At 67.1% G+C, this 21,812-nt stretch carries 23 protein-coding genes; 13 read left to right on the top strand and 10 right to left on the bottom strand.

The window, feature by feature from the left end; all coding sequences use genetic code 11:
- Genes BM282_RS09605 through BM282_RS09595 form a run of 3 tightly spaced genes read left to right on the top strand, consistent with a single transcriptional unit; the run spans position 1 to position 3,421 of the window.
- Entirely contained in the window at positions 1-1,017 is a 1,017-nt protein-coding gene (locus BM282_RS09605; RefSeq protein WP_089881104.1) for an ABC transporter permease, read from the top strand.
- Positions 1,017-2,132, top strand: coding sequence for an ABC transporter ATP-binding protein (locus BM282_RS09600; RefSeq protein WP_089879985.1), 1,116 nt, complete (start codon positions 1,017-1,019; stop codon positions 2,130-2,132). The genes BM282_RS09605 and BM282_RS09600 overlap by 1 nt, the downstream gene beginning before the upstream one ends.
- Positions 2,129-3,421: an ABC transporter ATP-binding protein gene (locus BM282_RS09595; RefSeq protein WP_089879982.1), complete on the top strand. Its 1,293-nt coding sequence runs from the start codon at positions 2,129-2,131 to the stop codon at positions 3,419-3,421. The genes BM282_RS09600 and BM282_RS09595 overlap by 4 nt, the downstream gene beginning before the upstream one ends.
- 80 nt (positions 3,422-3,501) lie before the next feature.
- Here the strand turns inward: BM282_RS09595 and BM282_RS09590 are convergent, their stop codons facing one another.
- Positions 3,502-4,005, bottom strand: a complete 504-nt coding sequence (locus BM282_RS09590) for a hypothetical protein (RefSeq protein WP_089879979.1) — start codon at positions 4,003-4,005, stop codon at positions 3,502-3,504.
- A gap of 103 nt (positions 4,006-4,108) precedes the next feature.
- On the opposite strand from BM282_RS09590, the gene BM282_RS09585 reads away from it, so the two are divergent.
- Positions 4,109-4,699 (top strand): hypothetical protein, encoded by a 591-nt coding sequence (locus BM282_RS09585; RefSeq protein WP_089879974.1) that lies wholly within the window; start codon positions 4,109-4,111, stop codon positions 4,697-4,699.
- Positions 4,700-4,701: 2 nt separating this feature from the next.
- On the opposite strand, the gene BM282_RS09580 is transcribed toward BM282_RS09585, so the two are convergent.
- The 6 genes from BM282_RS09580 to BM282_RS09555 form a co-directional block, all read right to left on the bottom strand.
- Entirely contained in the window at positions 4,702-6,063 is a 1,362-nt protein-coding gene (locus tag BM282_RS09580; RefSeq protein ID WP_089879970.1) for a hypothetical protein, read from the bottom strand.
- A gap of 235 nt (positions 6,064-6,298) precedes the next feature.
- Positions 6,299-7,984: a gamma-glutamyltransferase gene (ggt, locus tag BM282_RS09575; protein ID WP_089879967.1), complete on the bottom strand. Its 1,686-nt coding sequence runs from the start codon at positions 7,982-7,984 to the stop codon at positions 6,299-6,301.
- 96 nt (positions 7,985-8,080) lie between these two features.
- Positions 8,081-8,917, bottom strand: a complete 837-nt coding sequence (locus tag BM282_RS09570) for an SDR family oxidoreductase (RefSeq protein ID WP_089879962.1) — start codon at positions 8,915-8,917, stop codon at positions 8,081-8,083.
- Between the two features lie 66 nt (positions 8,918-8,983).
- Positions 8,984-9,751: an ABC transporter permease gene (locus tag BM282_RS09565; protein WP_089879959.1), complete on the bottom strand. Its 768-nt coding sequence runs from the start codon at positions 9,749-9,751 to the stop codon at positions 8,984-8,986.
- Positions 9,748-10,773 (bottom strand): ABC transporter ATP-binding protein, encoded by a 1,026-nt coding sequence (locus BM282_RS09560; RefSeq protein ID WP_089879956.1) that lies wholly within the window; start codon positions 10,771-10,773, stop codon positions 9,748-9,750. Before BM282_RS09560 ends, BM282_RS09565 begins: the two co-directional genes overlap by 4 nt.
- Before the next feature lie 115 nt (positions 10,774-10,888).
- On the bottom strand, positions 10,889-12,682 hold the full coding sequence (locus BM282_RS09555; RefSeq protein WP_089879953.1) for an L-aspartate oxidase: 1,794 nt from the start codon (positions 12,680-12,682) through the stop codon (positions 10,889-10,891).
- Positions 12,683-12,963: 281 nt separating this feature from the next.
- Between BM282_RS09555 and BM282_RS09550 the strand changes: the two genes are divergently transcribed.
- The 9 genes from BM282_RS09550 (at position 12,964) to rnhB (ending at position 18,889) form a co-directional block, all read left to right on the top strand.
- On the top strand, positions 12,964-13,242 hold the full coding sequence (locus tag BM282_RS09550; RefSeq protein WP_089879951.1) for a hypothetical protein: 279 nt from the start codon (positions 12,964-12,966) through the stop codon (positions 13,240-13,242).
- Positions 13,239-14,282, top strand: coding sequence for an isocitrate lyase (gene aceA, locus BM282_RS09545; RefSeq protein ID WP_089879948.1), 1,044 nt, complete (start codon positions 13,239-13,241; stop codon positions 14,280-14,282). The genes BM282_RS09550 and aceA overlap by 4 nt, the downstream gene beginning before the upstream one ends.
- Positions 14,275-15,195, top strand: a complete 921-nt coding sequence (locus tag BM282_RS09540; RefSeq protein ID WP_089879945.1) for an HpcH/HpaI aldolase/citrate lyase family protein — start codon at positions 14,275-14,277, stop codon at positions 15,193-15,195. The genes aceA and BM282_RS09540 overlap by 8 nt, the downstream gene beginning before the upstream one ends.
- Positions 15,196-15,282: 87 nt before the next feature.
- The gene (locus tag BM282_RS18510; protein ID WP_175501471.1) at positions 15,283-15,435 is read left to right on the top strand and encodes a hypothetical protein; all 153 of its coding nucleotides are present in this window, start codon (positions 15,283-15,285) and stop codon (positions 15,433-15,435) included.
- Positions 15,436-15,654: 219 nt separating this feature from the next.
- On the top strand, positions 15,655-15,963 hold the full coding sequence (locus BM282_RS09535; protein WP_089879942.1) for a hypothetical protein: 309 nt from the start codon (positions 15,655-15,657) through the stop codon (positions 15,961-15,963).
- Between the two features lie 85 nt (positions 15,964-16,048).
- Positions 16,049-16,576, top strand: a complete 528-nt coding sequence (locus BM282_RS09530) for a DUF4112 domain-containing protein (protein ID WP_089879938.1) — start codon at positions 16,049-16,051, stop codon at positions 16,574-16,576.
- A gap of 39 nt (positions 16,577-16,615) precedes the next feature.
- Positions 16,616-17,899, top strand: a complete 1,284-nt coding sequence (locus BM282_RS09525) for a tRNA pseudouridine(54/55) synthase Pus10 (RefSeq protein ID WP_089879936.1) — start codon at positions 16,616-16,618, stop codon at positions 17,897-17,899.
- Positions 17,900-17,967: 68 nt separating this feature from the next.
- On the top strand, positions 17,968-18,102 hold the full coding sequence (locus BM282_RS18940) for a hypothetical protein (RefSeq protein WP_281244793.1): 135 nt from the start codon (positions 17,968-17,970) through the stop codon (positions 18,100-18,102).
- Positions 18,103-18,214: 112 nt separating this feature from the next.
- The gene (gene rnhB, locus BM282_RS09520) at positions 18,215-18,889 is read left to right on the top strand and encodes a ribonuclease HII (protein WP_089879933.1); all 675 of its coding nucleotides are present in this window, start codon (positions 18,215-18,217) and stop codon (positions 18,887-18,889) included.
- Between the two features lie 38 nt (positions 18,890-18,927).
- Here rnhB and BM282_RS09515 read toward each other — a convergent pair whose 3' ends face one another.
- The 3 genes from BM282_RS09515 to secF form a co-directional block, all read right to left on the bottom strand.
- A complete protein-coding gene (locus BM282_RS09515; RefSeq protein WP_089879930.1) occupies positions 18,928-19,137 on the bottom strand; it encodes a DUF7511 domain-containing protein in 210 nt (69 codons plus the stop codon).
- Positions 19,138-19,303: 166 nt separating this feature from the next.
- Positions 19,304-20,878 (bottom strand): preprotein translocase subunit SecD, encoded by a 1,575-nt coding sequence (locus BM282_RS09510; RefSeq protein ID WP_089879927.1) that lies wholly within the window; start codon positions 20,876-20,878, stop codon positions 19,304-19,306.
- On the bottom strand, positions 20,878-21,768 hold the full coding sequence (gene secF / locus BM282_RS09505; RefSeq protein WP_089879924.1) for a protein translocase subunit SecF: 891 nt from the start codon (positions 21,766-21,768) through the stop codon (positions 20,878-20,880). Before secF ends, BM282_RS09510 begins: the two co-directional genes overlap by 1 nt.
- Positions 21,769-21,812 lie beyond the last annotated feature (44 nt).

Here is a 21,812-nt window from a genome sequence, read left to right as displayed (position 1 = left end):
ATGTCGAACGCAACAAACAGAACTGACGCAGACGAGAGCGGACCCGAACAGCCAGAGGCACGAGTCGGTCTTCGGTACACCCTCTCGCAGGTCAAGCGCGACCCGACGGCGCTGGCCGGACTGGCCGTCATCGCGTTCATGACGCTCGTGGCGTTCATCGCCTTCGTCGACGGCGTCTTGTTCGACTTCCTCTCGGACTTCACGTTCTTCGCGAACCTCGGTATCGAGCAGTACCTGCTCGCGAACACGTTCTGGGTCAACCCCGTCGTCGACGGGACCGGCCAGATTCTCCGCCCGCCCGTCTACATGACGAACCAGCTCTACCCCGACCAGCCCGGCACGTGGGCGCACCCGCTCGGAACCGACCACCGCGGGCGCGACGTCCTCATCCGACTGTTCTACGGGACGCGCATCGCCATCACCGTCGGCATCGTCGCGACCGGTATCGCGATGGTGCTCGGGATGCTCGTCGGCGCGGTCGCCGGCTACTACGGCGGCTGGATCGACGACGCCCTCATGCGCGGCTCCGAGACGCTGTACGCCATCCCGTTCCTCATCCTGGTCATCGCGTTCATGACCGCATTCGGACGGAATCTGACGTTCGCGATGATCGGTGTCGGTATCGCGACCATCCCGACGTTCGCCCGCCTCATCCGCTCGCGCGTGCTCTCGGTGCGCGAGGAGGACTACATCGAGGCCGCGCGCGCGGCCGGGGTCCGCGACCGCGACATCATCCTTCGGCACGTCATCCCGAACAGTTTCGCACCCATCCTCGTGCAGGCGACGCTGCAGGTCGGTGTGAACATCCTCATCATCGCCGGACTGTCGTTCCTCGGTTACGGGGCGCAGCCGCCGACGCCGTCGTGGGGACAGATGCTGTCTAACTCCCGGCAGTACATGCTGCCGAACCCGTGGTTCAGCATCTGGCCGGGCATCGCCATCCTGATTACCGTCGTCGGTTTCAACCTCATCGGTGACGGCCTGCGTGACGCACTCGACCCACGGATCAACAACTAATGAGCGAACCAATACTCAAAGTCGAGAACCTGAAGACGCAGTTCTTCACCGAGGAGGGGACCGTCCGCGCGGTGGACGGCATCTCCTTCGAGGTGAACGAAGGGGAACTCGTCGGCCTCGTGGGCGAGTCCGGCGCCGGTAAGTCGGTCGCGACGAGTTCGATAATGCGACTGGTCGAAGACCCCGGCGAAATCGTCGGCGGCACGGTGACGTACAAAGGAAAGAAGATCGTCGACTTCGAGGAGGGACCGGACGGCGAACTCCGCCGGTCCCCCGAGATGCTCTCGAACGAGGAGATGCGAAAGCAGATTCGCGGTCGGGAGATAGCGATCATCTTCCAGGACCCGATGGAGGCGCTGAACCCCGTGTTCAAGGTCGGCGCACAGCTCCGCGAGTTCATCGAGATAAACCGCGACGTCTCCTCGAAGCGCGCGAAGGAGATCGCCGTCGACATGCTTCGGGAGGTCGGCATCCCCGAACCCGAGAAGCGCTACGAGAGCTACCCGCACCAGTTCTCGGGCGGGATGCGCCAGCGCGTCATCATCGCGATGGCGCTCGCCTGCGAACCCGACCTCATCATCGCCGACGAACCGACGACGGCGCTCGACGTGACCGTCGAGGGGCAGATTCTCGACCTGGTCGAGGACCTCCAGCAGAAGTACAACACGTCGTTCGTCTGGGTCACGCACGACCTGGGCGTCGTCGCCGAGATATGCGACCGCGTGAACGTGATGTACCTCGGCGAAATCATCGAACAGGCCGACGTGGACGACCTGTTCCACGCGACGCGGCACCCGTATACGGAGGCGCTCTTGAACTCCATCCCGCGACCGGACCAGAGCGTCGACGAACTCAATCCGATAAAGGGCGTCATGCCCGAGGCCATCAACCCGCCGTCGGGGTGTCGGTTCCACACTCGGTGTCCGGAGGCGCGGACCGTCTGTAAAGAGGTCCACCCGACGTATCAAGACGTGAGCGACCCCGACGAGTCCTCTCACTTCGTCTCGTGCGTGAAGTACGAGGACGTCGGGTACGACGACGCCGAATCCCTCGACACGGAGGCGACGGACGCGTTCAGCGGTGGACTCGTCGAAGCGCGAGGTGACGGACAATGAGCAAGGCTATGATGTCAGAGAGCACCGACGATATCGGCTTCGGGGACACGCTGCTCCGGGTCGAAGGCCTGACGAAGTACTTCAGTCAGGGAAGCGGACTCATCGCGAGTCTGTTCAACGACGAGGAAGTGAAAGCCGTCGACGACGTGACGTTCGATATCGCCAAAGGCGAGACGCTGGGTCTGGTCGGCGAGTCCGGGTGTGGCAAGTCCACGCTCGCGCGAACGGTGCTTCGCCTCCTCGAACCCACCGACGGTGCGGTGTGGTTCAAAGACGACAACCTCGCGGAGATGAGCGGGGAGGAACTCCGCTCGATGCGCGAGGACATGCAGATGATCTTCCAGGACCCGCAGTCCTCGCTGGACCCGCGGATGAAGGTCGGCCCCATCGTCGAGGAACCGATGAAGGCCCACGGCCTCTACGAGGGCGAACGCGAGCAGCGCGCGCGGATGCTCCTGGAGAAAGTCGGTCTCGACCCCCAGCACTACAATCGCTATCCGCACCAGTTCTCCGGCGGGCAGCGACAGCGCGTCAACCTCGCTCGCGCACTCGCGGTCAACCCGGACTTCATCGTCTGTGACGAACCCACCTCGGCGCTCGACGCCTCCATCCAGGCGCAGGTGCTGAACACGATGCGTGACCTGCAGGAAGAGTTCGGTCTCACCTACCTGTTCATCAGTCACGACCTCTCCGTCATCCGGCACATCTCCGACCGCGTCGCCGTGATGTACCTCGGACAGTTGGTCGAACTCTCGGACACCGAAGAGCTGTTCGAGAACCCACAGCACCCGTACACGCGGGCGCTCCTGCAGTCGATTCCGGTTCCCGACCCGCGGGCGGGCGGCCAACGCGGCGTCCTCGAAGGCGACGTGCCGTCGCCCATCGACCCGCCGTCCGGGTGCCGGTTCCGGACGCGGTGTCCGCGACTCATCGCGCCCGACGAGTACGACCTCTCGGACACCCAGTGGGACCAGATAAAGGAGTTCATGCGCGAGACCGAACGCCGCACGTTCGAGGCGGACGGCGAGGCGTCGCTCCGCGGGGAGTTCTTCCCCGACGGCACGCCGTCCGGCGAAGCGGGCTCCATCGTCGAGTCGAGCATCGACGACGTCCTGAGCGACGACTGGGACGCCGCCGAGGAGCGGATGGCCGAGTCGTTCGCAGAGCAGAGCATCTGCGCGAAGGAGGTGCCGTCGTACGAGGTGGAGGCGGAACACGGAGCCAGTCGCCACTTCGCGGCGTGTCACCTCCACCGGGACAGCATCGACGGCAGCGTCGCCGACGACTGACCGCGGCCGCGACCTGTTTTTCGCGTTTTACACCTTCTCGACCGAGTCACAGCGCGCGAAAACGGCCGAGAACGACGTCGTCAGCGCTCGATTCGTATCTCCGTGGCGTCCTCGGGGCGGTCGTCTCCGAGGGCGAGAAACGCCGCGAGTTCGTGCGTTCCGGGTGCGGGTTCGACCCACCGCGTCGGCGTGTCGTCGTCGCCGACGCGTTTGAGGAGGCCGTTCCACGTCTGCGTGAACGTCTTCGACTCGTTCGCGCGAAAGGAGAGTTTCGTCGGCGACGGCGGGAGGTATATCTGCTCGTTGCTCGCCTCCAGTTCGCCGTCGACCGTCCACCCCCAGAGGCGTCGCGTCGGCGTCTCGACGGCGACGGGAAGCGGGAGGTGGTTCGTCACCGTCACGGTGAACTCGACGGCGTCGCCGAGGGCGTAGCGTTCGCGGTCCGTCTCGACGGTGACCGAGAGGCCGCGTCTGACCAGCGGTTGCGGGACGAACTTCCCGAGTGCCTCGGCGATGGGGCTCTTCGTGTCGTCGAAACCGTAGCGGTCCTGCCGTTCGGCCGCAGGTCCGTTCCCGGAAGGCATCTGTCGGCGCGTCGTACGCGCGGGCGGCGTTTACCTCCGTCGGTCGCCGGCCTCGCGACCGGTCCCCACGAGGGATTATCTCCGTCGAATACGACGACCGGATATGAACCGTCGTGAACTCCTCGCAGTCGCGGGTGCCGTCGGCCTCGGGGCGACGAGCGGGTGTCTGGGCTACACCGTCGTCGAAGCGGACGCGGTGACGGACCGCCGCGTCCGTATCGCCGAGTTGGAGGCGAAACTGGCCGCGCGCGAGGAGCAGATAGCGGAGTTAGAAGCCGACGTCGACGCCCTCCGGTCGCGCGTCGCCGGCCCCGAGGTGAACCTCGTCCGCGCCGTCACCGACTGGTCGCGCGTGGGCGACGTGGTGACAGAACAGACCGACCGAGTGGCGGGCGAGACGCTCACGGCCGCCGTCAACTACGACTATCCCGTCCATCCCGGCGCGGGCGGGTCCGGCGAGGCGGACGCGGACGTGACCGTCGAACTGGCACGCGACGGCGCCACCGTCCGAGAGGCGACGACGCGCGTCCGTCTCACTCTCGACAGAGACCAGACGCTGGCGGAGAACGCCCTGGAACTCGACGTGTCGGGCGTCGACGAGGGAGCGTACGCGCTTCGGGCGCGCGTCACCGACAACGTCACCGGCCGGGCGTCGCCGCGCGCGGAGACGACCGTCGAACTCGGCGCGGAGTGAGTTCAGGAGAGTCGGCGCGCGAGATACGCCGAGAGGGCCGCCCCGCCCGCCGCGCCCGCGACGAGGTTCGGAACGTCGATACCCCGCCGGAGCGCCGAGAGCGAGTAGCGACCCCGTTCTCGAAGCGACCCCGTCTCGTCGGCCGACTCGGGAATCCGAGCGACGTACTCGCGGACTTCGCCCGGACCGACCGTCGCCGTGACCGCGTCGTCGAGGAACGACCCGGCGAACCCGGCCGCCTCGGCGCGTAACTCGTAAGTAGCTTTCCGCCGGCCGACGACGGAGAGTCGGTAATCGCCGGGCGGCGCGTCGTAGCGATAGCGCATCCCGTACACGTCGGTGTGACTGCGGTTCATCTTCTCGGCGACGTTCCGACCTACCGGCGTTCCGTCGGGAGCGACGACGGAGAGCGACACGTTCGGCGAGGTAGTGGTGAATCGGACGGCGCGTTCGAGGAGGTGCGAGAAGTCGTCGCCGTCGCCGGTTCGTCGCGGCGTCGTCACGTCGCTGTCGGCGCGAATCGCGCGGTCCCAGCGATTGAACACGAGACTGTCGTAGGGGTCGTAGTCCGCGATGGGGCGCGCGCGGTTCGGGCGAACGGTCAGCGCACGGCGGAAGCCTCGCCGATACGGCCCCGCGGGGACGTTCGGGTCGTACGCGAGGAGGCGCGTCCCGTTCGTCGTCTCCTCGTAGTCGTAGACGAGAATCTGGTGTGAAAGGCGGGTCTCGCTGTTCACGACGGTCACGCCCGCGGTACCGAACGCGTCGATAGTCGCGCTCAGCGCCGCGAGTTCGGCCGCGTGGTCTATCTGCTTCGGGCGGAGCATCCGGTGCCGTCCCAGCCACGAGTGAACGTCGAGCAACTGCGTCGACTGGTACTCGTCGATGCGGTTGCCGATGGTTCCGCCCGACTCTCGGGGCACCTCGGGCGTCCGCAACGCGGCGGCGTTGTCCACGCCGTCGGGGAGCGTGTCGGGGTCCTCGAAGAACTCCTGCGCGGAGAACGTCATGCCGTAGCAGTGACCGTCCGTCGAGGACAACTGCGCGGCCGCGACGCGAATCTGCGAGGAGACCAGTCCGACGAGGGCCTCGGGGAGGTCACCGACGGGCGTGCCGAACAGGTCGGCGAACGGCCCCCGCCAGTCGTCGTCGACGCACTCTCGCACTCGCTCGCGCGACACCGCGCGGTGCTCGTGGCCGGGGTACGCCCGTTCGTTCCCCGCCCAGTTGCGGAAGCCGAACCCGTGCGTCTCCGGTGAGAACCCCTCGTCGGGCCGCCCGGCGGCGATGGTCGGAACCGCGGCGACGCTCGCGGCACCCGCACCGAGTCGAGCGAGAAAGCCGCGACGGTTCAGCTTCGTCATCGAACGGCTATGTTCGGCGGACAGACTTGACTGTTTCCCGAATTGTCTCCCGAGAGCGGTGTACTGGTAAATCAGTTGATGGAACGTCGGCTCTGGTCTCGCCCCCAGCGCTCGGACGCGCCGTGGTCGGACTGGTGGCCGTCGCGTTCGGCGTCGTCTCCCTGTGCGGACTCGCCGTCGTCGCCGCGGCGGGTCGCTGAACGAGAGACGCGTCCACGTCGGCGACGGGGGCGCGTCAGTAGCCCTGCGCGTTACCGTCTTTTCGCGGTTCAGTCGCCGCCGAGAGCGTGCCGCCGTCGTTTCGAGCTATCTGCGCGCCGCCGAACAGACTCGGGTAGAGCAGGCGCACGTCGTGACCCTTGCGGGTGAGCTTCGTGCCGAGACTGTCGCTCGTGCGCTCTTCGATGGCGAGCGTCCCGTCCTCTCGGTAGCGCCAGCGGGGGTAGTCCAGCGCCGCTTGCAGCGGCATCCCGTAGTCGACGACGTTCGAGACGAGTTGGACGTGCCCCTGCGGTTGCATGTAGCCGCCCATGACGCCGAACGCCGCCCAGTCGTCCTCGTCGAACTTCACGAGGCCGGGGATGAGCGTGTGGAACGGCCGCTTCTCGGGTTCGAGGCGGTTCGGGTGGTCGGGGTCGAGCGAGAACGAACTGCCGCGGTTCTGGAGGGCGATTCCGGTGTCGCCCGCGACGAGTCCGGAACCGAACCCGGCGAACCGGGAGTTGATGTAGGAGACGACGTTGCCCTCGTCGTCGGCGACGGTGAGGAGGACGGTGTCCGCGTCCTCGGGAGGCTCCGGAGGCTCCCGGGGGCTCGGCGGACTACGTCCGCCGGTGTCCTCCGCGTTCGCGTCGGGGACGCCGAACGACACGTCGTCGTTGGCCTCCTCGCCTATCTCCTCGGCGCGCCTCTCGGCCCACTCCTTCGAGGCGAGCGGTGGAATCTGCTCGTACTCGGGGTCGGTGATGTAGCGGTGGCCGTCGTGGAACGCGAGTTTCATCGCCTCGCCGAAGTAGTGGATACGCTCCGGAGAACCGAGTTCGTACTCGTGTGCGCCGATTGCTTCGGCGATGTTGAGCGCTTCCAGCGCGATGAGGCCCTGGTTGTTCGGCGGGAGTTCGTACACCTCCGCGCCGTTGTACGTCGTGGAGACGGGCGTCGGGAACTCGACTTCGAAGTCGGCGAGGTCGTCGACGGTCATGAACCCGCCCTGCGACTGCACTTCTTCGGCTATCTCTTCGGCGATGTCGCCCTCGTAGACGACGTCCGCGCCCTCCTCGGCGATTCGTTCCATCGTCGAGCCGAGGTTCGGTAAGGTGACTCTCTGGCCGACGTCGGGCGACTCCCCGTCGAACAGGAAGGCGTCGCGGGCGTTGTCCGTCTCGAACAGGTCCTCACCGTGCGTCCACGCGTCGGCGATAATCTCGCTCACGGGGTAGCCCTCGGTGGCGTACCGAATCGCCGGTTGGAGAGCCTCGGCGAGCGTCAGATCGCCGAACTCCTCGGACGTCACTTCCCACCCGCGGGCCGTCCCGGGGACGGTGACGGTGTGCGCGCCCGTGTCGGGCATCGAAGCGTCCTCGGGGTCGATAGCTTCCTCGTCCGCAACCGCCTCGCGGACGTTCTCGATGGTCGCGTCGGCGGGCGCGCCCCCGCAGGCGCGCATCGCTCCCACCTCGCCGTCGGCGGTGCGGTAGAGCGCGAACACGTCGCCGCCCAGTCCGGTCGAGGTGGGTTCGACGACGTTCAGGGCCGCCGCGGTGGCGACGGCCGCGTCGAAGGCGTTGCCGCCCTCTCTGAGCATCTGGATGCCCGCCTCGGCGGCGAGCGGTTGGCTCGTGGCGACGACGCCACGCTGTCCGTACACGGTCGAGCGTCGGGAGGTGAAGCGGTCTAAGTCCGCGTTCCCGTCTACGTTCATACCCCCTCGTTTCGAAGCCGAGAGAAAAAGTCCACCTCAACAGGCACGCGAGGGTGGGTACATCGGCGGTCCGGCCGGACATCCCGTTCGGAGCCGCTACCAGCCGAGCAGTTCCCGAACCGTCCCGAACGCCCCTCGCCGCTCCAGTTCCGCCCGGACGAGTCTGTCGAACGCCCACGTCGGCAGGAGGAGACGGAGGACGGGCAGGACGCGCGCTTGCCACGTCACCGGGTAGCGGGCCTTCGGGTCGTCCGTCTCGACTGCCGTGACGACGGTGTCGGCGACGCGTTCCGGCGTCACGCCACCGGCGTCGAAGTTGCGTCTGACTCGGTCGTAGGCGTCGGCGTACGGCGTCTCGCCGTACCGGTCGAGTCGCGCCTTCGCGCGGTCGTTGAATCCCGTCCTGACCGGACCGGGTTCGACGATTACGACGTCGACGCCGTGCGGAGCGAGTTCGACGCGGAGGGCGTCCGAGAGCGACTCGACGGCGTGTTTCGTCGCGCAGTAGACGCCGTGGTACGGGAGCGTGACGCGTCCGAGGACGGAGGCGACGGTGACGATTCGACCGCCCGACTCGCGGAGGGCGGGCAGGGCGGCGCGGGCGACGGTGAGGACGCCGAAGACGTTGACGCCGAACTGTGTTTCGACGAGTTCGCCGGGCACGTCTTCGACCGCACCGAGTTCGTAGTAGGCCGCACAGGGGAGGAGCACGTCGATGCCGTCTTCGGCGACGAGCGAGACGGCGTCGCGGACGGCGTCCTCGTCGGTCACGTCGCAGACGTGCGTCTCGACGTCGTTCGGCAGGTCCGAGAGGGCGTCGTCGTCGCAGTCGAGAACGGCCACGTCGTGGCCGCAGGCGCGGAGGCGTCGAACCGTCGCGCGGCCGATACCGGACGCGCCGCCGGTGACGAGAACGCGGAGAGAGTCGGTCATGGTCGAACTGCCGAGGGCTGTCGATTGAGCGTTACGGTGCGAGGTCGGAGCGAGGAGCCGTCCGACTCAGTCCGTCAGCCCGTAGCCGCGCCGGAAGAGAACGACGTTGACGGCGGTGACGGCGAGGGTGAGGGCGGTCAGGATGGCCAGAGAGAGGTTCGCGTTCACCTCGCTGACGCCGAGGAAGCCGTAGCGGACGCCGTTGACCATATATATCATCGGGTTCAGAAGCGACACCTGCCTGAGGAGTGTCGGCAGTTCGTTCAGCGAGTAGAACACGCCGCCGAAGAACACCAGCGGTCGGAGGATGAACTGGTTCATCATCGTCAGGTCGTCGAAGTCGTCGGCCCAGAGGCCGCCGACGATGCCGAAACTGGCGAACAGCAGGGTGACGACGACCATGAACGCGACGAGGTAGAACGGGCGAGCGACGCCGACGCTGGTGAAGAACGCGCCGATGACGGCGACGAGTGCGCCGACGACGATGCCCCGCGTCGCAGAGGAGAGGACGTACGCGCCGACCATCGACCGGTACGACAGCGGCGAGGTGAGCACTTCTTCGATGTAGCGGTTCCACCGCCCGTGGAAGATGGAGAACGAGGCGTTCTCGAAGGCGTTCGACACCGCGCCGAGGACGATGAGACCGGGGAGGATAAAGAGGATGTACGGTACGCCCGATATCTCGTTGATTCGCTCGCCGAGGATGACGCCGAACACCGAGAAGTACAGCACGTTCGTGATGAACGGCGGGACGAACGTGTTGCGGGGGCGACGAACGAACCGGAGCACTTCGCGTTTGAGCAGGGCGTAGAAGCCCGTTCGGTCGACGCTCATCGTTCCGCCTCCATCGCCGCGGCGTCGCCCGCACCGCCATCGTCCGTCGCGTCGCTCGGCGCGTCGTCCGCGTCGCTCGACCGTTCGGTCGCGCGCTCTTCGTCCGTTCGGGTCATCTCGACGAACACCTCTTCGAGCGAGGTGCGCGATATCTCCAAATCGACTATCTCGTGGCCCGCCGCGTCGAGTTTCCTCACCACGTCGGGAGCGACGAGTCCTCCCTCGCGAGCGGTGACGACGAGTTTCGTCCCGTCCAGTTCGACGGCTTCGACTCTGTCGTCTTCGGCGGCGAAGTCGGGGACTGCGGTCGGTTCGTCGCGGAGCGAGACGACGATATCGTCGGTGCCGCGGTCCATCAGTTCCTCCGGACTCGCCACCTCGACGACGCGCCCGGAGTCCAGGATGGCCACCTCGTCGCAGAGGCGTTCGGCCTCTTCGATGTAGTGGGTGGTGAGCAGGATGGTCGTGCCGCCGTCGTTCAGTTCGGTGATGGTCTCCCAGAGTTCGTGGCGGAGTTGCACGTCCACCCCGGCCGTCGGTTCGTCGAGGATGAGGAGGTCCGGGTCGGTGATGAGGGCGCGCGCGAGCACGAACCGCCGCTTCATCCCGCCCGAGAGCCAGTCGAAGCGCGTGTCGCGCTTGTCGTAGATGCCGACGCGCTTCAGCACCTCGTCGGCGCGTTCGCGGGCCTCGGACTCGGAGACGCCGTGGTAGCCCGCCTTGTGCTGGAGCACTTCGCGGATGGGGAAGAAGCGGTCGACGTTGAACTCCTGCGGGGCGAGGCCGATTCTGTCGCGGGCCTCGCGGTAGTCGTCCTCCACGTCGTAGCCGAACACCTCGGCCGTCCCGCCCGATTTGCGGACGAGGCCGACGAGGACGTTGATGAACGTGGTCTTCCCCGCGCCGTTCGGGCCGAGGAGACCGAAGAAAGAGCCCTCGGGAACGTCGAGGTCGACGCCGTCCAACGCCTGCACGTCGCCGTACGACTTGCGTAGGTCTCGTATCCGTATCGCAGAAGACATTCGGTACGGGCTACTCCGTTATTCGGCGGATTAAGCGCTCCGACCGCGGAATCGGGTGCGAAGGCGTCTCACGCTCGTCGCGGCGTCGCTCGGTGGTCGCCCGTTCGACTCGACTTCACTCTAAGTGGTGGTAGTCGAGTTCGTGGCCCTCGTCGAGGGCCTCGCGGACCGCTTCGCTCGGCGCGCCGACGCCTCGCGTGAAGAGGTCGTAGCCGGTGTCACCGCGACTGGCGAGGACGTTCACGCGCCAGTCGTCGTCGGTATCGGGGTGGTCCTCGCGGAAGTGTGCGCCGCGTGACTCGGTTCGGTACTTCGCCGCCCGGAGCGTCGTCTCGGCCATCGTCAGCATGAACGAGAGGTCGACGGCGAACTCGAACTCCCGACTCGTCCGGTCGCCGTCGACGCGCAGGTCACCGGTCCGGTCGCGAATCTCGGCGATGCGGTCGATGCCCGCCTGTAGCGTCTCCTCGTCGCGGAGGATGCCCGCGTGTTCCCACATCACCTCGCGGAGTGCCGCCCAGAGTTCGCGCGGCGTCGTGTCGCCGTCGGCGGTTTCGAGGTCCGACAGCGCGCGGAACTCGCGTTCGGCGAGGGCGCGAACGCCGTTCGGGAGGTCGGTCGTCTCCTCGTCGGCCATCCGTTCGCCGATGTGCGTCCCGACGACTTCGCCGACGGCGACGGTTTCGGCCAGCGAGTTACCGCCGAGGCGGTTCGCGCCGTGGACGCCCGCCATCGTCTCGCCGACGACGTGGAGGCGGTCGACGCTCGTCTCGCCGGTGTGGACGTCGACGTCGACGCCGCCCATGGTGTAGTGGGCGGTCGGCGCGACTTCGACCGGTTCCTCGGCCATGTCGATTCCGAGCGACTGGAACCGCTCGTACATCTTCGGCAGGCGGTCCTCGATGAACTCGCGTTCGCGGTGCGAGATGTCGAGGAAGACGCCGCCGTTCTCGGTGCCGCGGCCCTCGCGCACCTCTTGGGCGATGGCTCTGGCGACCACGTCGCGGGCGTCCAGTTCCATCTGGTCCGGCGAGTAGCGCTCCATGAACCGCTCTCCCTCCGCGTTGAACAGACGGCCGCCCTCGCCGCGGACCGCCTCGGTGACGAGTTCGCCCGACCAGTCCTCCTCGTACGCGTCGAGTTGGACCATCCCCGTCGGGTGGAACTGGACGAACTCCACGTCCATCAGGTCCGCACCGGCCTCGAAGGCGAGTGCGGGGCCGTCGCCGGTGTTCTCGTCGTCGCGCGAGGAGTGCCGCGAGTAGACGCCCGAGAACCCGCCCGCGGCGAGGACGACGTGTTCGGCGGTGAACTGGACGAAGTCCCCGTCCGCCATGTCGTAGCCCGCCGCGCCGTAGACGCGGCCCCCGTCCGAGAGGAGACGCGTTATCATCACGTTTTCTCGGTACGGAATCTCCAACTCGCGGGCCTTCGAGACGAGGGCTTCGAGGACCGCTTCGCCCGTCCGGTCGCCGTTGAACACCGTCCGCCGGAACGACTGCGCGCCGAAGTAGCGCTGGTTTATCTTCCCGTCGTCGGTCCGGTCGAAGTCCGCGCCCCAGTCGTCGAGTTCGCGGACGCGTTCGGGCATGTTCTTCGTGACGAGTTCGACCGCCTCGGGGTCGTTGAGGTGGTGTCCCTCGTTCAGCGTGTCGGCCGCGTGAATCGCCCAGTCGTCCTCGGGGTCCAGCGACCCGAGGGCGGCGTTGATACCGCCCGCCGCCCACACCGTGTGAGCGTCGCCGTGGTCGCGTTTTCCGACCACGAGGGGTTCGACGCCCTGTTCCCGCAGTGCTATCGCCGTCCGCGCCCCGGCGGCGCCGGCACCGACGACGAGGACTGGAACCGACACCGCCTCGTAGTCGGGCGTCTCGCCGCCGTCCGCCGAACGAACGTCTGTTGCGGTCATGTAGGCAGTCGGAGGTCAGGGTCGAACGAACTTGAGAGCTTCGCGCGTGCGCGCGCACGTGAAGCCGACAGTACGCACCGCCTCCGACGACGATATAGGGCGTTAATATCCCTTATTCAGTTTTAACACTATCAATCATTATGTTTATTTACCGAATGGTCGAGTCGACAGACGAGGTGACACAGCATGACAGTATCCGGCGCCGTACGCGCCCACCGTTCGACTGACCGCCGCCCGAATCGACCGACAGACCGACCCGACCCACCCACACGACCCCCCAGATGACGACACCGACGACCCACACGACCGAATCGACTCGACGACCGACTCGCGCGACGAACCCGGCCGACCGTCGCCCGACGACGCGCGACTACCCGAACAACGAGGAGAACATGGAAGCGCCACTGGTCCCGTTCGTCGCCGACCCGACGCGCCCGGACCCCGACGAGGAACTGCGTGGTCTCCGACGCGACATCACCGCGCTCCGCGCGCAACTGACCCGGCTGGAGACGCGGATGCGCGAGGAGACGACGGACCCGGAGACGGAGGAGCGACGATGAGTTCCGACCCGTTCGACCGGACGACGGGCGCGGACGTGTTCACCCGCGACGTCGACAACCCCGCCGGACGCGAGTTCCGCCGACTGCTGGACGAGCAACCGTTCGTCTTCGCGCCGGGTATCTTCCACGCCCTCGACGCGCGACTGGCCGAACTCGCCGGCCTCGACGCCGCCTACATGAGCGGATACTCGACGGTGTTGGGCCAGTTCGGCTTCCCCGACCTGGAGATGGTGACGATGACCGAGATGGTCGAGAACGCAAAACGCATCGTCGAGGCGACGGAGCTTCCGGTCGTCGCCGACTGCGACACGGGCTACGGCGGCGTCCACAACGTCCGTCGCGCCGTCCGCGAGTACGAGAAGGCGGGCGTCGCCGCGATACACATCGAAGACCAGACGACGCCGAAGCGGTGCGGTCACATCGCGGGCAAGCAGATCCTCCCCCGCGACAAGGCCCGTGCGCGCTTCGAGGCGGCCGTCGACGCGAAGCAGTCCGAGGACACGTTCGTCATCGCCCGCACGGACGCCTACGGCTCTTCGAACGGTGACTGGGAGGAACACCTCGAACGAGGCCGGATGTACGCCGACGCGGGCGTGGACATGGTCTGGCCGGAGATGCCCGACCCCTCCCGCGAGGACGCCGTCGCGTACGCCGAGACCATCCACGAGACGCATCCGGACCTGAAGTTGGCGTTCAACTACTCCTCGTCGTTCGCGTGGTCGAAGGAGGACGACCCGCTCACGTTCGCCGAACTCGGCGAGTTGGGCTACGAGTACATCTTCATCACGCTGTTCGGCCTGCACTCGGGCGCACACAGCGTGTTCGAGGACTTCCGCGCGCTGGCGGAGACGGACGAGGAGGCGCAGTTCGACCTCGAACAGCGATATCTCGGCCACCCGACCGAGTCTCACCACGAACTCGCGTTCGTCTCGGACTACCAGGAGACCGAGATGCGGTTCGACCGCGAGGCCAGAGAGCGAATCGAGAACTCCGACGGGTTCTCCGAAGAACAACAGACACCCATCGAGAGCGATGACTGACGACATCACCCCCACGTTACGACGAAGCCAGCTAGCGACCCCCGGCAGCGACGAGAAGATGGTGCGGAAGGCACCGCAGTCCGGCGCGGACGAGGCGTTCTTAGACCTCGAAGACGCCGTCGCTCCGGGCGAGAAAGTCGACGCCCGCGAGACGGTCATCGACGGACTGGTCTCCGGCGACTGGTCGGAGACGCGGGCGTGCTACCGCATGAACGGCGTGGACACGCAGTGGTGGTACGACGACGTCATCGAAGTCGTCGGCGCGGCCGGACGCTTCGTCGACACCATCATGGTCCCGATGTGTCACGACGCCGCGACGGTTCGGACGGTGGACAACCTCCTCACCCAAGTCGAGGCGAACGAGGGCCTCCCCGAGGGCGGAATCGGCCTGCAGTGTCAGATAGAGTCCGCCGCGGGGATGACGAACGTCGCGGAGATAGCCCGCGCCTCCGACCGGATGGAGTCGCTCGTGTTCGGTCCCGGCGACTACACCGCGAGCGTCGGCGCGGCGGGTCTCACCATCGGGTCCGGCGGCGACTACCCCGGCCACTACTGGCACTACCAACTCGCGCGCATCGCCCACGCGGCGAAGGCCGAGGGGTTGCAGGTGATAGACGGCCCCTACGCGGAGATAGACGACCCCGAGGGCTTCCGCGAGTCCTGCCGGAACGCGAGCATGCTCGGCTGTGACGGCAAGTGGGCCATCCACCCGAGTCAGATTCGAATCGCGAACGAGACGTTCGCGCCCGACCCCGAGGAGGCCGAACGCGCCCGCCGCATCGTCGACGCCTACGCGGAGGCGACGGCCAACGGGAAGGGCGCCGTCTCCGTCGACGGCGAGATGGTCGACGAGGCGACGAACAAGATGGCGCGACGACTCGTCGCCCGCGCGGAGGCGGCGGACGTGTACTGATAACACGAAACACGCCTGAAAAAACGTTAAGTAGACCCGCTCCGTCGCTCGAATCGAGTCCCGCGACCCTGCGGGCAGAGGCCACCGATGACCCGATATCTCACCACTCGCCGTCCGCCGCACGCGGTAGCCACCGCAGTGGCCGCCGCACTCGACGAGTGGGCTATCGGATTCGTCGGAGCGGGCGTCTCCGGAGACGAGACGTCCCCCCTCTGCGTCCGGTCCGCGCTCGGCGCGTAACGTCGCGCCGCGCGGACGGGGTCCGGGAAACCGGCTTCGTCCTCGTGTGACTCGCACCCGAGACGAACCGGCCCGCCCCTTCTCGCGCGGCCCGTCTACGCCCTGAGTGCCACGGACACGTCGGACCGACGTGTCGGTCACGCCGGACCGCTCCCGTGTCGGCAGTCTCGCGTCGCCGTCGGCGGCGCGGGGAGCGCGTTCGACTCGCGCCGGGAGCCTATGGCAATCAGCCAACCAACCCCCGACGCACAGCACGACACCCACCCCGTTCGCGCCTCGCTGACCGTGTTGGTCACGCGAGACGCCGACGGCGACTTGCAGGAGGGCGTCCGCGCCCGTCTGGCCGCCGTCGACTGCGTCGTCGCCGTGGACCGCGTCGACGTGAGCGGCTTACGACCCGCGTTGAACGACTTGCGCGTGGAGGTGGACGCCGCGATGCGCGTCCGCGACCCGTCAGACGGCGGTCTGAGCGACGCGCTCGAAGCCGGTTTCGGCGTCCGCGAGGTGCGAGACGTGGCTCCGCAGTAGGTCGCTCCCGTTTCGGCCCTCCCCGACTCACCGAGGCGCGCCATCCGACGAACGCGCTAAGTCGCTGCGTCGCGACAGTTCCCCCGTGAGTTCGTCCGATACCGCCGTGGACGGCGTGGTTCGTTACGGCCCCGTGACCGACGCCGCCGACCCGGAGGCGGAAGCCCTCGCGCGACTCCGCCGCCTGAGCTACTACCTCGACGACCTGATTCGGGTGCCCGGCACCGACCGCCGAATCGGACTGGACCCGCTCTTGGGTCTGCTCCCCGTCGCGGGCGACGTGCCCGCCGCCGCCGTCTCGGCGTACATCGTCGCCGAAGCCGCCGCCCTCGGCGCGCCCCGCGAGACGGTGGCGCGAATGGTCGGCAACCTCGTCGTCGACGCCGTGTTCGGGTCGATTCCAGTGGTCGGCGACGTGTTCGACGCCGTCTGGAAGGCGAACCGGCGGAACGTCCGTCTCTTGGAAGCGCGACGCGTCGACCCCTCGGGCGCGGAACGCGACGGGCGCGTCCTCGCCGTCGCGGGCGTCCTCCTCTTTCTCTTCGTCCTCGCACTCGGTGCGGGCGTCGTCGTCCTCTCGTGGTGGCTCCTCGGCGTCGCCGGCGTCGTCTGAAAGGGGAAGACAGAAACGCGCGCCCCCGCATCACCCGGTATGAGTATCTTGGAGGACGCCAGAGCGCTCGCCGCGCAGGGACCCATCTGCGACCCCTGTCTGGGCCGTCCCTTCGCCGACCGGAGCTTCGGGCTGACGAACGCCGAACGGGGGCGGAGCCTCCGAGTCGCCGCCGCACTCGAAGACGACGAGGACATCGAAGAGACGCCCCGCGAGGACTGCTGGGTGTGCGAGGGCGAGTGTGCCCGCTTCGACGAGTGGGCTGAACGCTGCGCCGCCGCCGTCGAAGACGTCGAGTTCGACACGTACCAGGTCGGGACGCGTGCGCCGCCACTCGTCGAGGAGAACGAAGTCCTCCTGCGCGAGGGCGCCGGACTGGACGACGAGGCCGGCGAACTGTTCAAATCGGAGTTCAACCGCGAAGTCGGCAAACGGTTCGGTCGGCTGACCGAGACCGAAGTCGAGTTCGGCCGTCCGGACGTGCAGTTCCTCCTCGACATCGACGCCGACGAGGTGGAAGTCGACGTGAACTCCACGTTCGTCTACGGCCGCTACCGGAAACTGGAACGCGACATCCCGCAGACCGAGTGGCCGTGTAACAAGTGTCACGGTTCGGGCTACCTCGGCAAACAGCCCTGCGACAAGTGCGACGGGACGGGCTACATGTACCAAGAGAGCGTCGAGGGACTGACAGCACCCGTCGTCATGGACGTGATGGACGGCACGGACGCGAAGTTCCACGGCGCGGGCAGAGAGGACGTGGACGCCCTGATGCTCGGGACGGGCCGTCCGTTCGTCATCGAGATAATGGAACCCCGCCGCCGCAACGTGGACGTGGAGCGACTGGAGGGCGACATCAACGCCTTCGCCGAGGGGAAAGTCGAAGTCGAGGGACTCCGCCTCGCCGCCTACGACATGGTCGAACGCGTGAAGGAACTGAACGCCTCGAAGCGCTACCGCGCGGACGTGGAGTTCGGCGACGACGTATCCGAAGACGAACTCGCCGCCGCCCTCGACGAACTGGACGGCGCGACCATCGAACAGTACACGCCGAACCGCGTCGACCACCGGCGTGCGAACCTCACGCGCACCCGCGAGGTGTTCGAGGCGACGGGCGAGTGGGAGGACGACAGACACGCCGTCGTCGAGATTCACGGCGCGGGCGGCCTCTACATCAAGGAACTCGTCTCCGGCGACGAGGGGCGGACGAAACCCAGTCTCGCGGGCGTCCTCGGCGTCGACGCCGTCGTGACGGCGCTGGACGTGGTGGGAGTCTACGGCGACGGCGAGGAGTTCGAAGACGAGTCGTTCTTCCGGGACTGAACCGACTTCACGGCGTCGCGTTCTTCGACGCGTCACAACGCTTACCACGCTCGGGTCGCACGGTTCGTGTGAGAACAGACACCATGTGCCATCACTCCGAATCGATGCCCGAGTGGGAAGCGCTCGCCGCGAAGGAACTACGGAACGACGCAGAGGAGGCGGATGACGACCACGGCGGGATACTGACGAACACCGACGACTGAGGAGTACCGGCGGCCGAACGCGACAGCACCGACGGCCGAACACCACAGCGCCGACGCCGTCTCCCACCGGCGACACCACAACCGATTTGTCTCCGCCGGCGAGTGCGAGAGCATGAGCGAACGGTCGCCCGTCCTCGTCGGGAGCGACGAGGCCGGCAAGGGACCCGTCCTCGGCCCGATGGTCGCCGCCGCGATTCGCGCGCCGACGGCGGCGCTCCCCGAGGGAATCGACGATTCGAAGCGTCTGTCGCCCGCCCGCAGAGCGGAGATTGCGGCTACGCTCCGCGAGAGCGACGACGTCACCGTCGGCGTCGCGTTCGTCGAACCCGAGCGAATCGACGACCCCGAGACGGACATGAACGGGCTGACCGTCGCCGCCCACGTCGAGGCCGTCGCCGCCGTCGCCGCGGACGGCGACAGCGTGGTGACCGACGCGGGCGACGTGGACGAATCTCGGTTCGGCAGACGCCTCAGACGCGGCGTCGCCGACGCGGGCGCGAACGTCTCCGTCACCTCGGAACACCGCGCGGACGAGACGTACGTCCACGTGGGGGCGGCGAGCATCGTCGCCAAGGTCGAACGCGACGCGCGGATGGAACGGATCGACACGGCGTACGAGTCGTACGGCCCGGTCGGAAGCGGATATCCGAGCGACTCGACGACGCGCGAGTTCCTGCGGCAGTACGTCGAGGAGACCGGAACGCTCCCGGACTGCGCGCGAACCTCGTGGTCGACGTGCGACGACGTCCTCGCGGCCGCGTCGCAGTCGTCGCTCTCGGAGTTTTGAGTCGGAGGAGAGGGTGACGAACGGGGCGGAGAGCGGATTCAGCGCATCGCTTCGAGGTCGACGTAGGTGTCACTCTTCGCAGAGACCCACGTCGTGAGGCGCTCTTCCTCGTCGGCGTGGAGGGGGTAGATGGTACACTCGTCGGGTTCGTCGTCGTACTCGACGACGGCCGCGACCAGCGCTTCCGTAGCGAGTTCTGCGAACGGGGCGTCGACTCCGTCTTGCGTCAGGGGGGCATCAGCGGACATCGTGTACGTGTTCGTCTTCTGCGTCGTCTCCCGCGCGAAGCGGGCGACTGGGTCACGTCGCTGTACATCGTATCGTAGCCACGGTACCACGGTTAAACGTGGGCCTACAGGATTAGGGCTTCGAAGCGGTGAAAGAATGTCGCCCGAACGGGGTTCGTCGGCGGCGTCAGCGGTCCGTCGTCGTCAGCGTGCGGAGGATGTCACCGTACGCCGGTCGGGTGACGAGGACGCCGACCAGGACGCCGAGGATAGTGAAGATGGCGAACCCTTGGAGGTCACCGAGCGACAGGACGGCCAGCGGCGACATCGCGATGATGGTCGTCGCGGCGGCGGCGCCGATGACCCAGAACGCCTTGCGGAAGCGCGACTGGAAGACGCGGCGCGAGGACACCTCACCTTCGGCCATCACCTCGTCGGCGATGATGATGAGGTCGTCCACCCCCGTCCCGATGACGGCGATGAACCCCGCGATGACCGAGAGGTCGAGGGGGTAGCCGATACCCGCGGCGAATCCGAGGAGGATGACCACCTCGGAGAGTGCGGTGACGATCATCGGCGCGGCGACCTTCACCTCGTTGTAGCGGATGAAGACGACGCCGCTGACCGCGAGGACGGCGACGAGGCCGGTGATGAGCGAGTCGGTCTTGAAGTTCGCCCCCTGACTCGGCGAGATGTACGACGTGGTCCCGCCGTCGTCGCCGGAGAAGTCGAGTTTCGCGGGGAGCGCACCCGCGCGGAGGTTGATGGCGACCTGCTGTGCCTCGGAGATGTTACGCGTCTGGAGTTGGAAGCCGGGGTCCTCGGCCCACTCGCCGTTGCGCATGCTCTGTGCGAGGCCGGGCGACATCCCGAAGGAGTTCACCACTTGGCCGTCGACGACGACGAGGAGGCACGACTCCGTGCTGTTGGGGTTCCGTTCGTAGTCGCACCGCGACCCGCCGGGACGGGCGACGCCGGTGTCGACCATCGCCTGCTGGAACTCCTCGGCGACGGCGGCTTTCACCGTGACGGGGACGGCCGGACCGGACGGCGTGTCCTGTGCGGTTCCGATGCGCTGGAAGTCGTCGCGTTCGAGGACGACGTCGGACTGGTACGTCCGCGAGCCGTTCTGTTCGACGGGGTAGTACGCCTCGACGACGACGGACCCGCGTTCGGAGACGAGTTGCTGAACCTCGCTCGTGTCTCGGTCCGGCACTTCGATACGGATGAAGTGCTGGCCCGTCGCCGTCGTCACCTGCTGGACGGACCCGCCGGAGAGGCCGGCCTGGTTGATCTTGTCGCGGAGGATGTCGACGACTTCCGTCCGCGTCTGTTCTGTGACGCCGTCGCGAATCGTCTCGAACTCGTAGTCGGCCCGTTCGAGTGCGGTGCGGAACTCCTGTTGGGTGACGTTCTCGGCGGTCACCTCGACGGTGCTGGCGTTCGCCGACTGCCGAGCGATGACGTCGGCAGACGTCGCACCGTCGATGTTTTCGGCGACGTTCTGTTCGACCACGCGCGGTTGGTCGTCGCCGAACTGAACCTCCTCGGCGGTCAGGCCGACGAGCGGCGCGCGGATGCGCGTCCCGCCGGAGAGTTCGAGACCGAACTTGAGGTTCGTCGGGCCGTCCGCGGTGGCGTTACCGGGGGCCACGCCGCCGCCCGCCCCGTCGGCGAGCGTGGGCGAGAACAGCGCGAACGTCGAGACGAGGAGTAACACGACCAGGAGGATGACGCGCCAGTTGTCTCTCAGGCTCACCATTATCGGTTCACCCCCTCGAACTTGTACCAGCGAAGCAGACTGAGGTTGAGTAGGTAGGTGTTCATGAGGTCGGCGGCGAGGCCGAAGACGAGGACGGTCCCGATAGCCGCGAGTAACTGGATTCCGAACAGCGTCGCGGTGACGGTCATGACGATCATCGCCGCGATGGAGGTGAGCGTCATCGTCACACCGGTGCGCATCGCGCGGTAGGTGGACTCGTAGAAGTCACCGGAGCGTCGGAGGATGTGGTTGTTCAACAGGATGTCCGAGTCGACGGAGTATCCGATGAGCATCAGCAGTGCGGCGACGGTCCCGAGGGAGAGTTCGATGCCGAGGACGTTCATCAACGCGACGGGGATGACGATGTCGGAGAACGCCGAGATGACGACGGCGATGGAGGGGACGAACGACCGGAACATCGCGAAGACGAGAAGACTCATCCCGAGGAACGCGATGCCGACGCCGATGAGGGCGAGCGTCTGCGTGTCACCGCCGAAACTCGCCGAGACCGAGGAGATAGAGCGAACCTCGAAGCCCGCGCTCTCGGCCTGTTGCTCTAGTTCGTTAGCACCCACCGACGGCCCCGAGTCGTCGCCCGACTGGAAGGTCACGATGTAGAGCGAGCCTTCGGCCGGAACCGACTGGATGGACTCGGGTTCGGCGGAAAACGCCTGTCGAATCTGTTCTTCCGGGTTCGCGCCGTCGCCGACGACGACCTGTATCTCGGTGCCACCGGTGAACTCTATCCCTTGGTTCACCGGCGCGCCTGTCGCGACGTACCAACCCGCGACGACGAGGAGCGCAACCGCCAACACCGCCAACGGGACGGCGGCGAGTTGGCGATTCGTGTACCGGGTGTAATCTACCTCCGGTACCGTAAACTCGACCATGCGTGGCGTTCGTCAGGGCCGCCGAATAAGCCTTCTTATACGGC

This window comes from Halogeometricum limi, from assembly GCF_900115785.1.
Lineage (GTDB): Archaea > Halobacteriota > Halobacteria > Halobacteriales > Haloferacaceae > Halogeometricum > Halogeometricum limi.
The sequence above is the reverse complement of the archived record's forward strand: the minus strand, read 5'-3'. Positions and strand labels throughout refer to the sequence as shown.

Coding starts and splice junctions, on each gene's coding strand:
- BM282_RS09605 (WP_089881104.1), top strand. CDS start 1: ATGTCGAACGCAACAAACAGAACTGACGCAGACGAGAGCGGACCCGAA.
- BM282_RS09600 (WP_089879985.1), top strand. CDS start 1,017: ATGAGCGAACCAATACTCAAAGTCGAGAACCTGAAGACGCAGTTCTTC.
- BM282_RS09595 (WP_089879982.1), top strand. CDS start 2,129: ATGAGCAAGGCTATGATGTCAGAGAGCACCGACGATATCGGCTTCGGG.
- BM282_RS09590 (WP_089879979.1), bottom strand. CDS start 4,005: ATGCCTTCCGGGAACGGACCTGCGGCCGAACGGCAGGACCGCTACGGT.
- BM282_RS09585 (WP_089879974.1), top strand. CDS start 4,109: ATGAACCGTCGTGAACTCCTCGCAGTCGCGGGTGCCGTCGGCCTCGGG.
- BM282_RS09580 (WP_089879970.1), bottom strand. CDS start 6,063: ATGACGAAGCTGAACCGTCGCGGCTTTCTCGCTCGACTCGGTGCGGGT.
- ggt (WP_089879967.1), bottom strand. CDS start 7,984: ATGAACGTAGACGGGAACGCGGACTTAGACCGCTTCACCTCCCGACGC.
- BM282_RS09570 (WP_089879962.1), bottom strand. CDS start 8,917: ATGACCGACTCTCTCCGCGTTCTCGTCACCGGCGGCGCGTCCGGTATC.
- BM282_RS09565 (WP_089879959.1), bottom strand. CDS start 9,751: ATGAGCGTCGACCGAACGGGCTTCTACGCCCTGCTCAAACGCGAAGTG.
- BM282_RS09560 (WP_089879956.1), bottom strand. CDS start 10,773: ATGTCTTCTGCGATACGGATACGAGACCTACGCAAGTCGTACGGCGAC.
- BM282_RS09555 (WP_089879953.1), bottom strand. CDS start 12,682: ATGACCGCAACAGACGTTCGTTCGGCGGACGGCGGCGAGACGCCCGAC.
- BM282_RS09550 (WP_089879951.1), top strand. CDS start 12,964: ATGACGACACCGACGACCCACACGACCGAATCGACTCGACGACCGACT.
- aceA (WP_089879948.1), top strand. CDS start 13,239: ATGAGTTCCGACCCGTTCGACCGGACGACGGGCGCGGACGTGTTCACC.
- BM282_RS09540 (WP_089879945.1), top strand. CDS start 14,275: ATGACTGACGACATCACCCCCACGTTACGACGAAGCCAGCTAGCGACC.
- BM282_RS18510 (WP_175501471.1), top strand. CDS start 15,283: ATGACCCGATATCTCACCACTCGCCGTCCGCCGCACGCGGTAGCCACC.
- BM282_RS09535 (WP_089879942.1), top strand. CDS start 15,655: ATGGCAATCAGCCAACCAACCCCCGACGCACAGCACGACACCCACCCC.
- BM282_RS09525 (WP_089879936.1), top strand. CDS start 16,616: ATGAGTATCTTGGAGGACGCCAGAGCGCTCGCCGCGCAGGGACCCATC.
- rnhB (WP_089879933.1), top strand. CDS start 18,215: ATGAGCGAACGGTCGCCCGTCCTCGTCGGGAGCGACGAGGCCGGCAAG.
- BM282_RS09515 (WP_089879930.1), bottom strand. CDS start 19,137: ATGTCCGCTGATGCCCCCCTGACGCAAGACGGAGTCGACGCCCCGTTC.
- BM282_RS09510 (WP_089879927.1), bottom strand. CDS start 20,878: ATGGTGAGCCTGAGAGACAACTGGCGCGTCATCCTCCTGGTCGTGTTA.
- secF (WP_089879924.1), bottom strand. CDS start 21,768: ATGGTCGAGTTTACGGTACCGGAGGTAGATTACACCCGGTACACGAAT.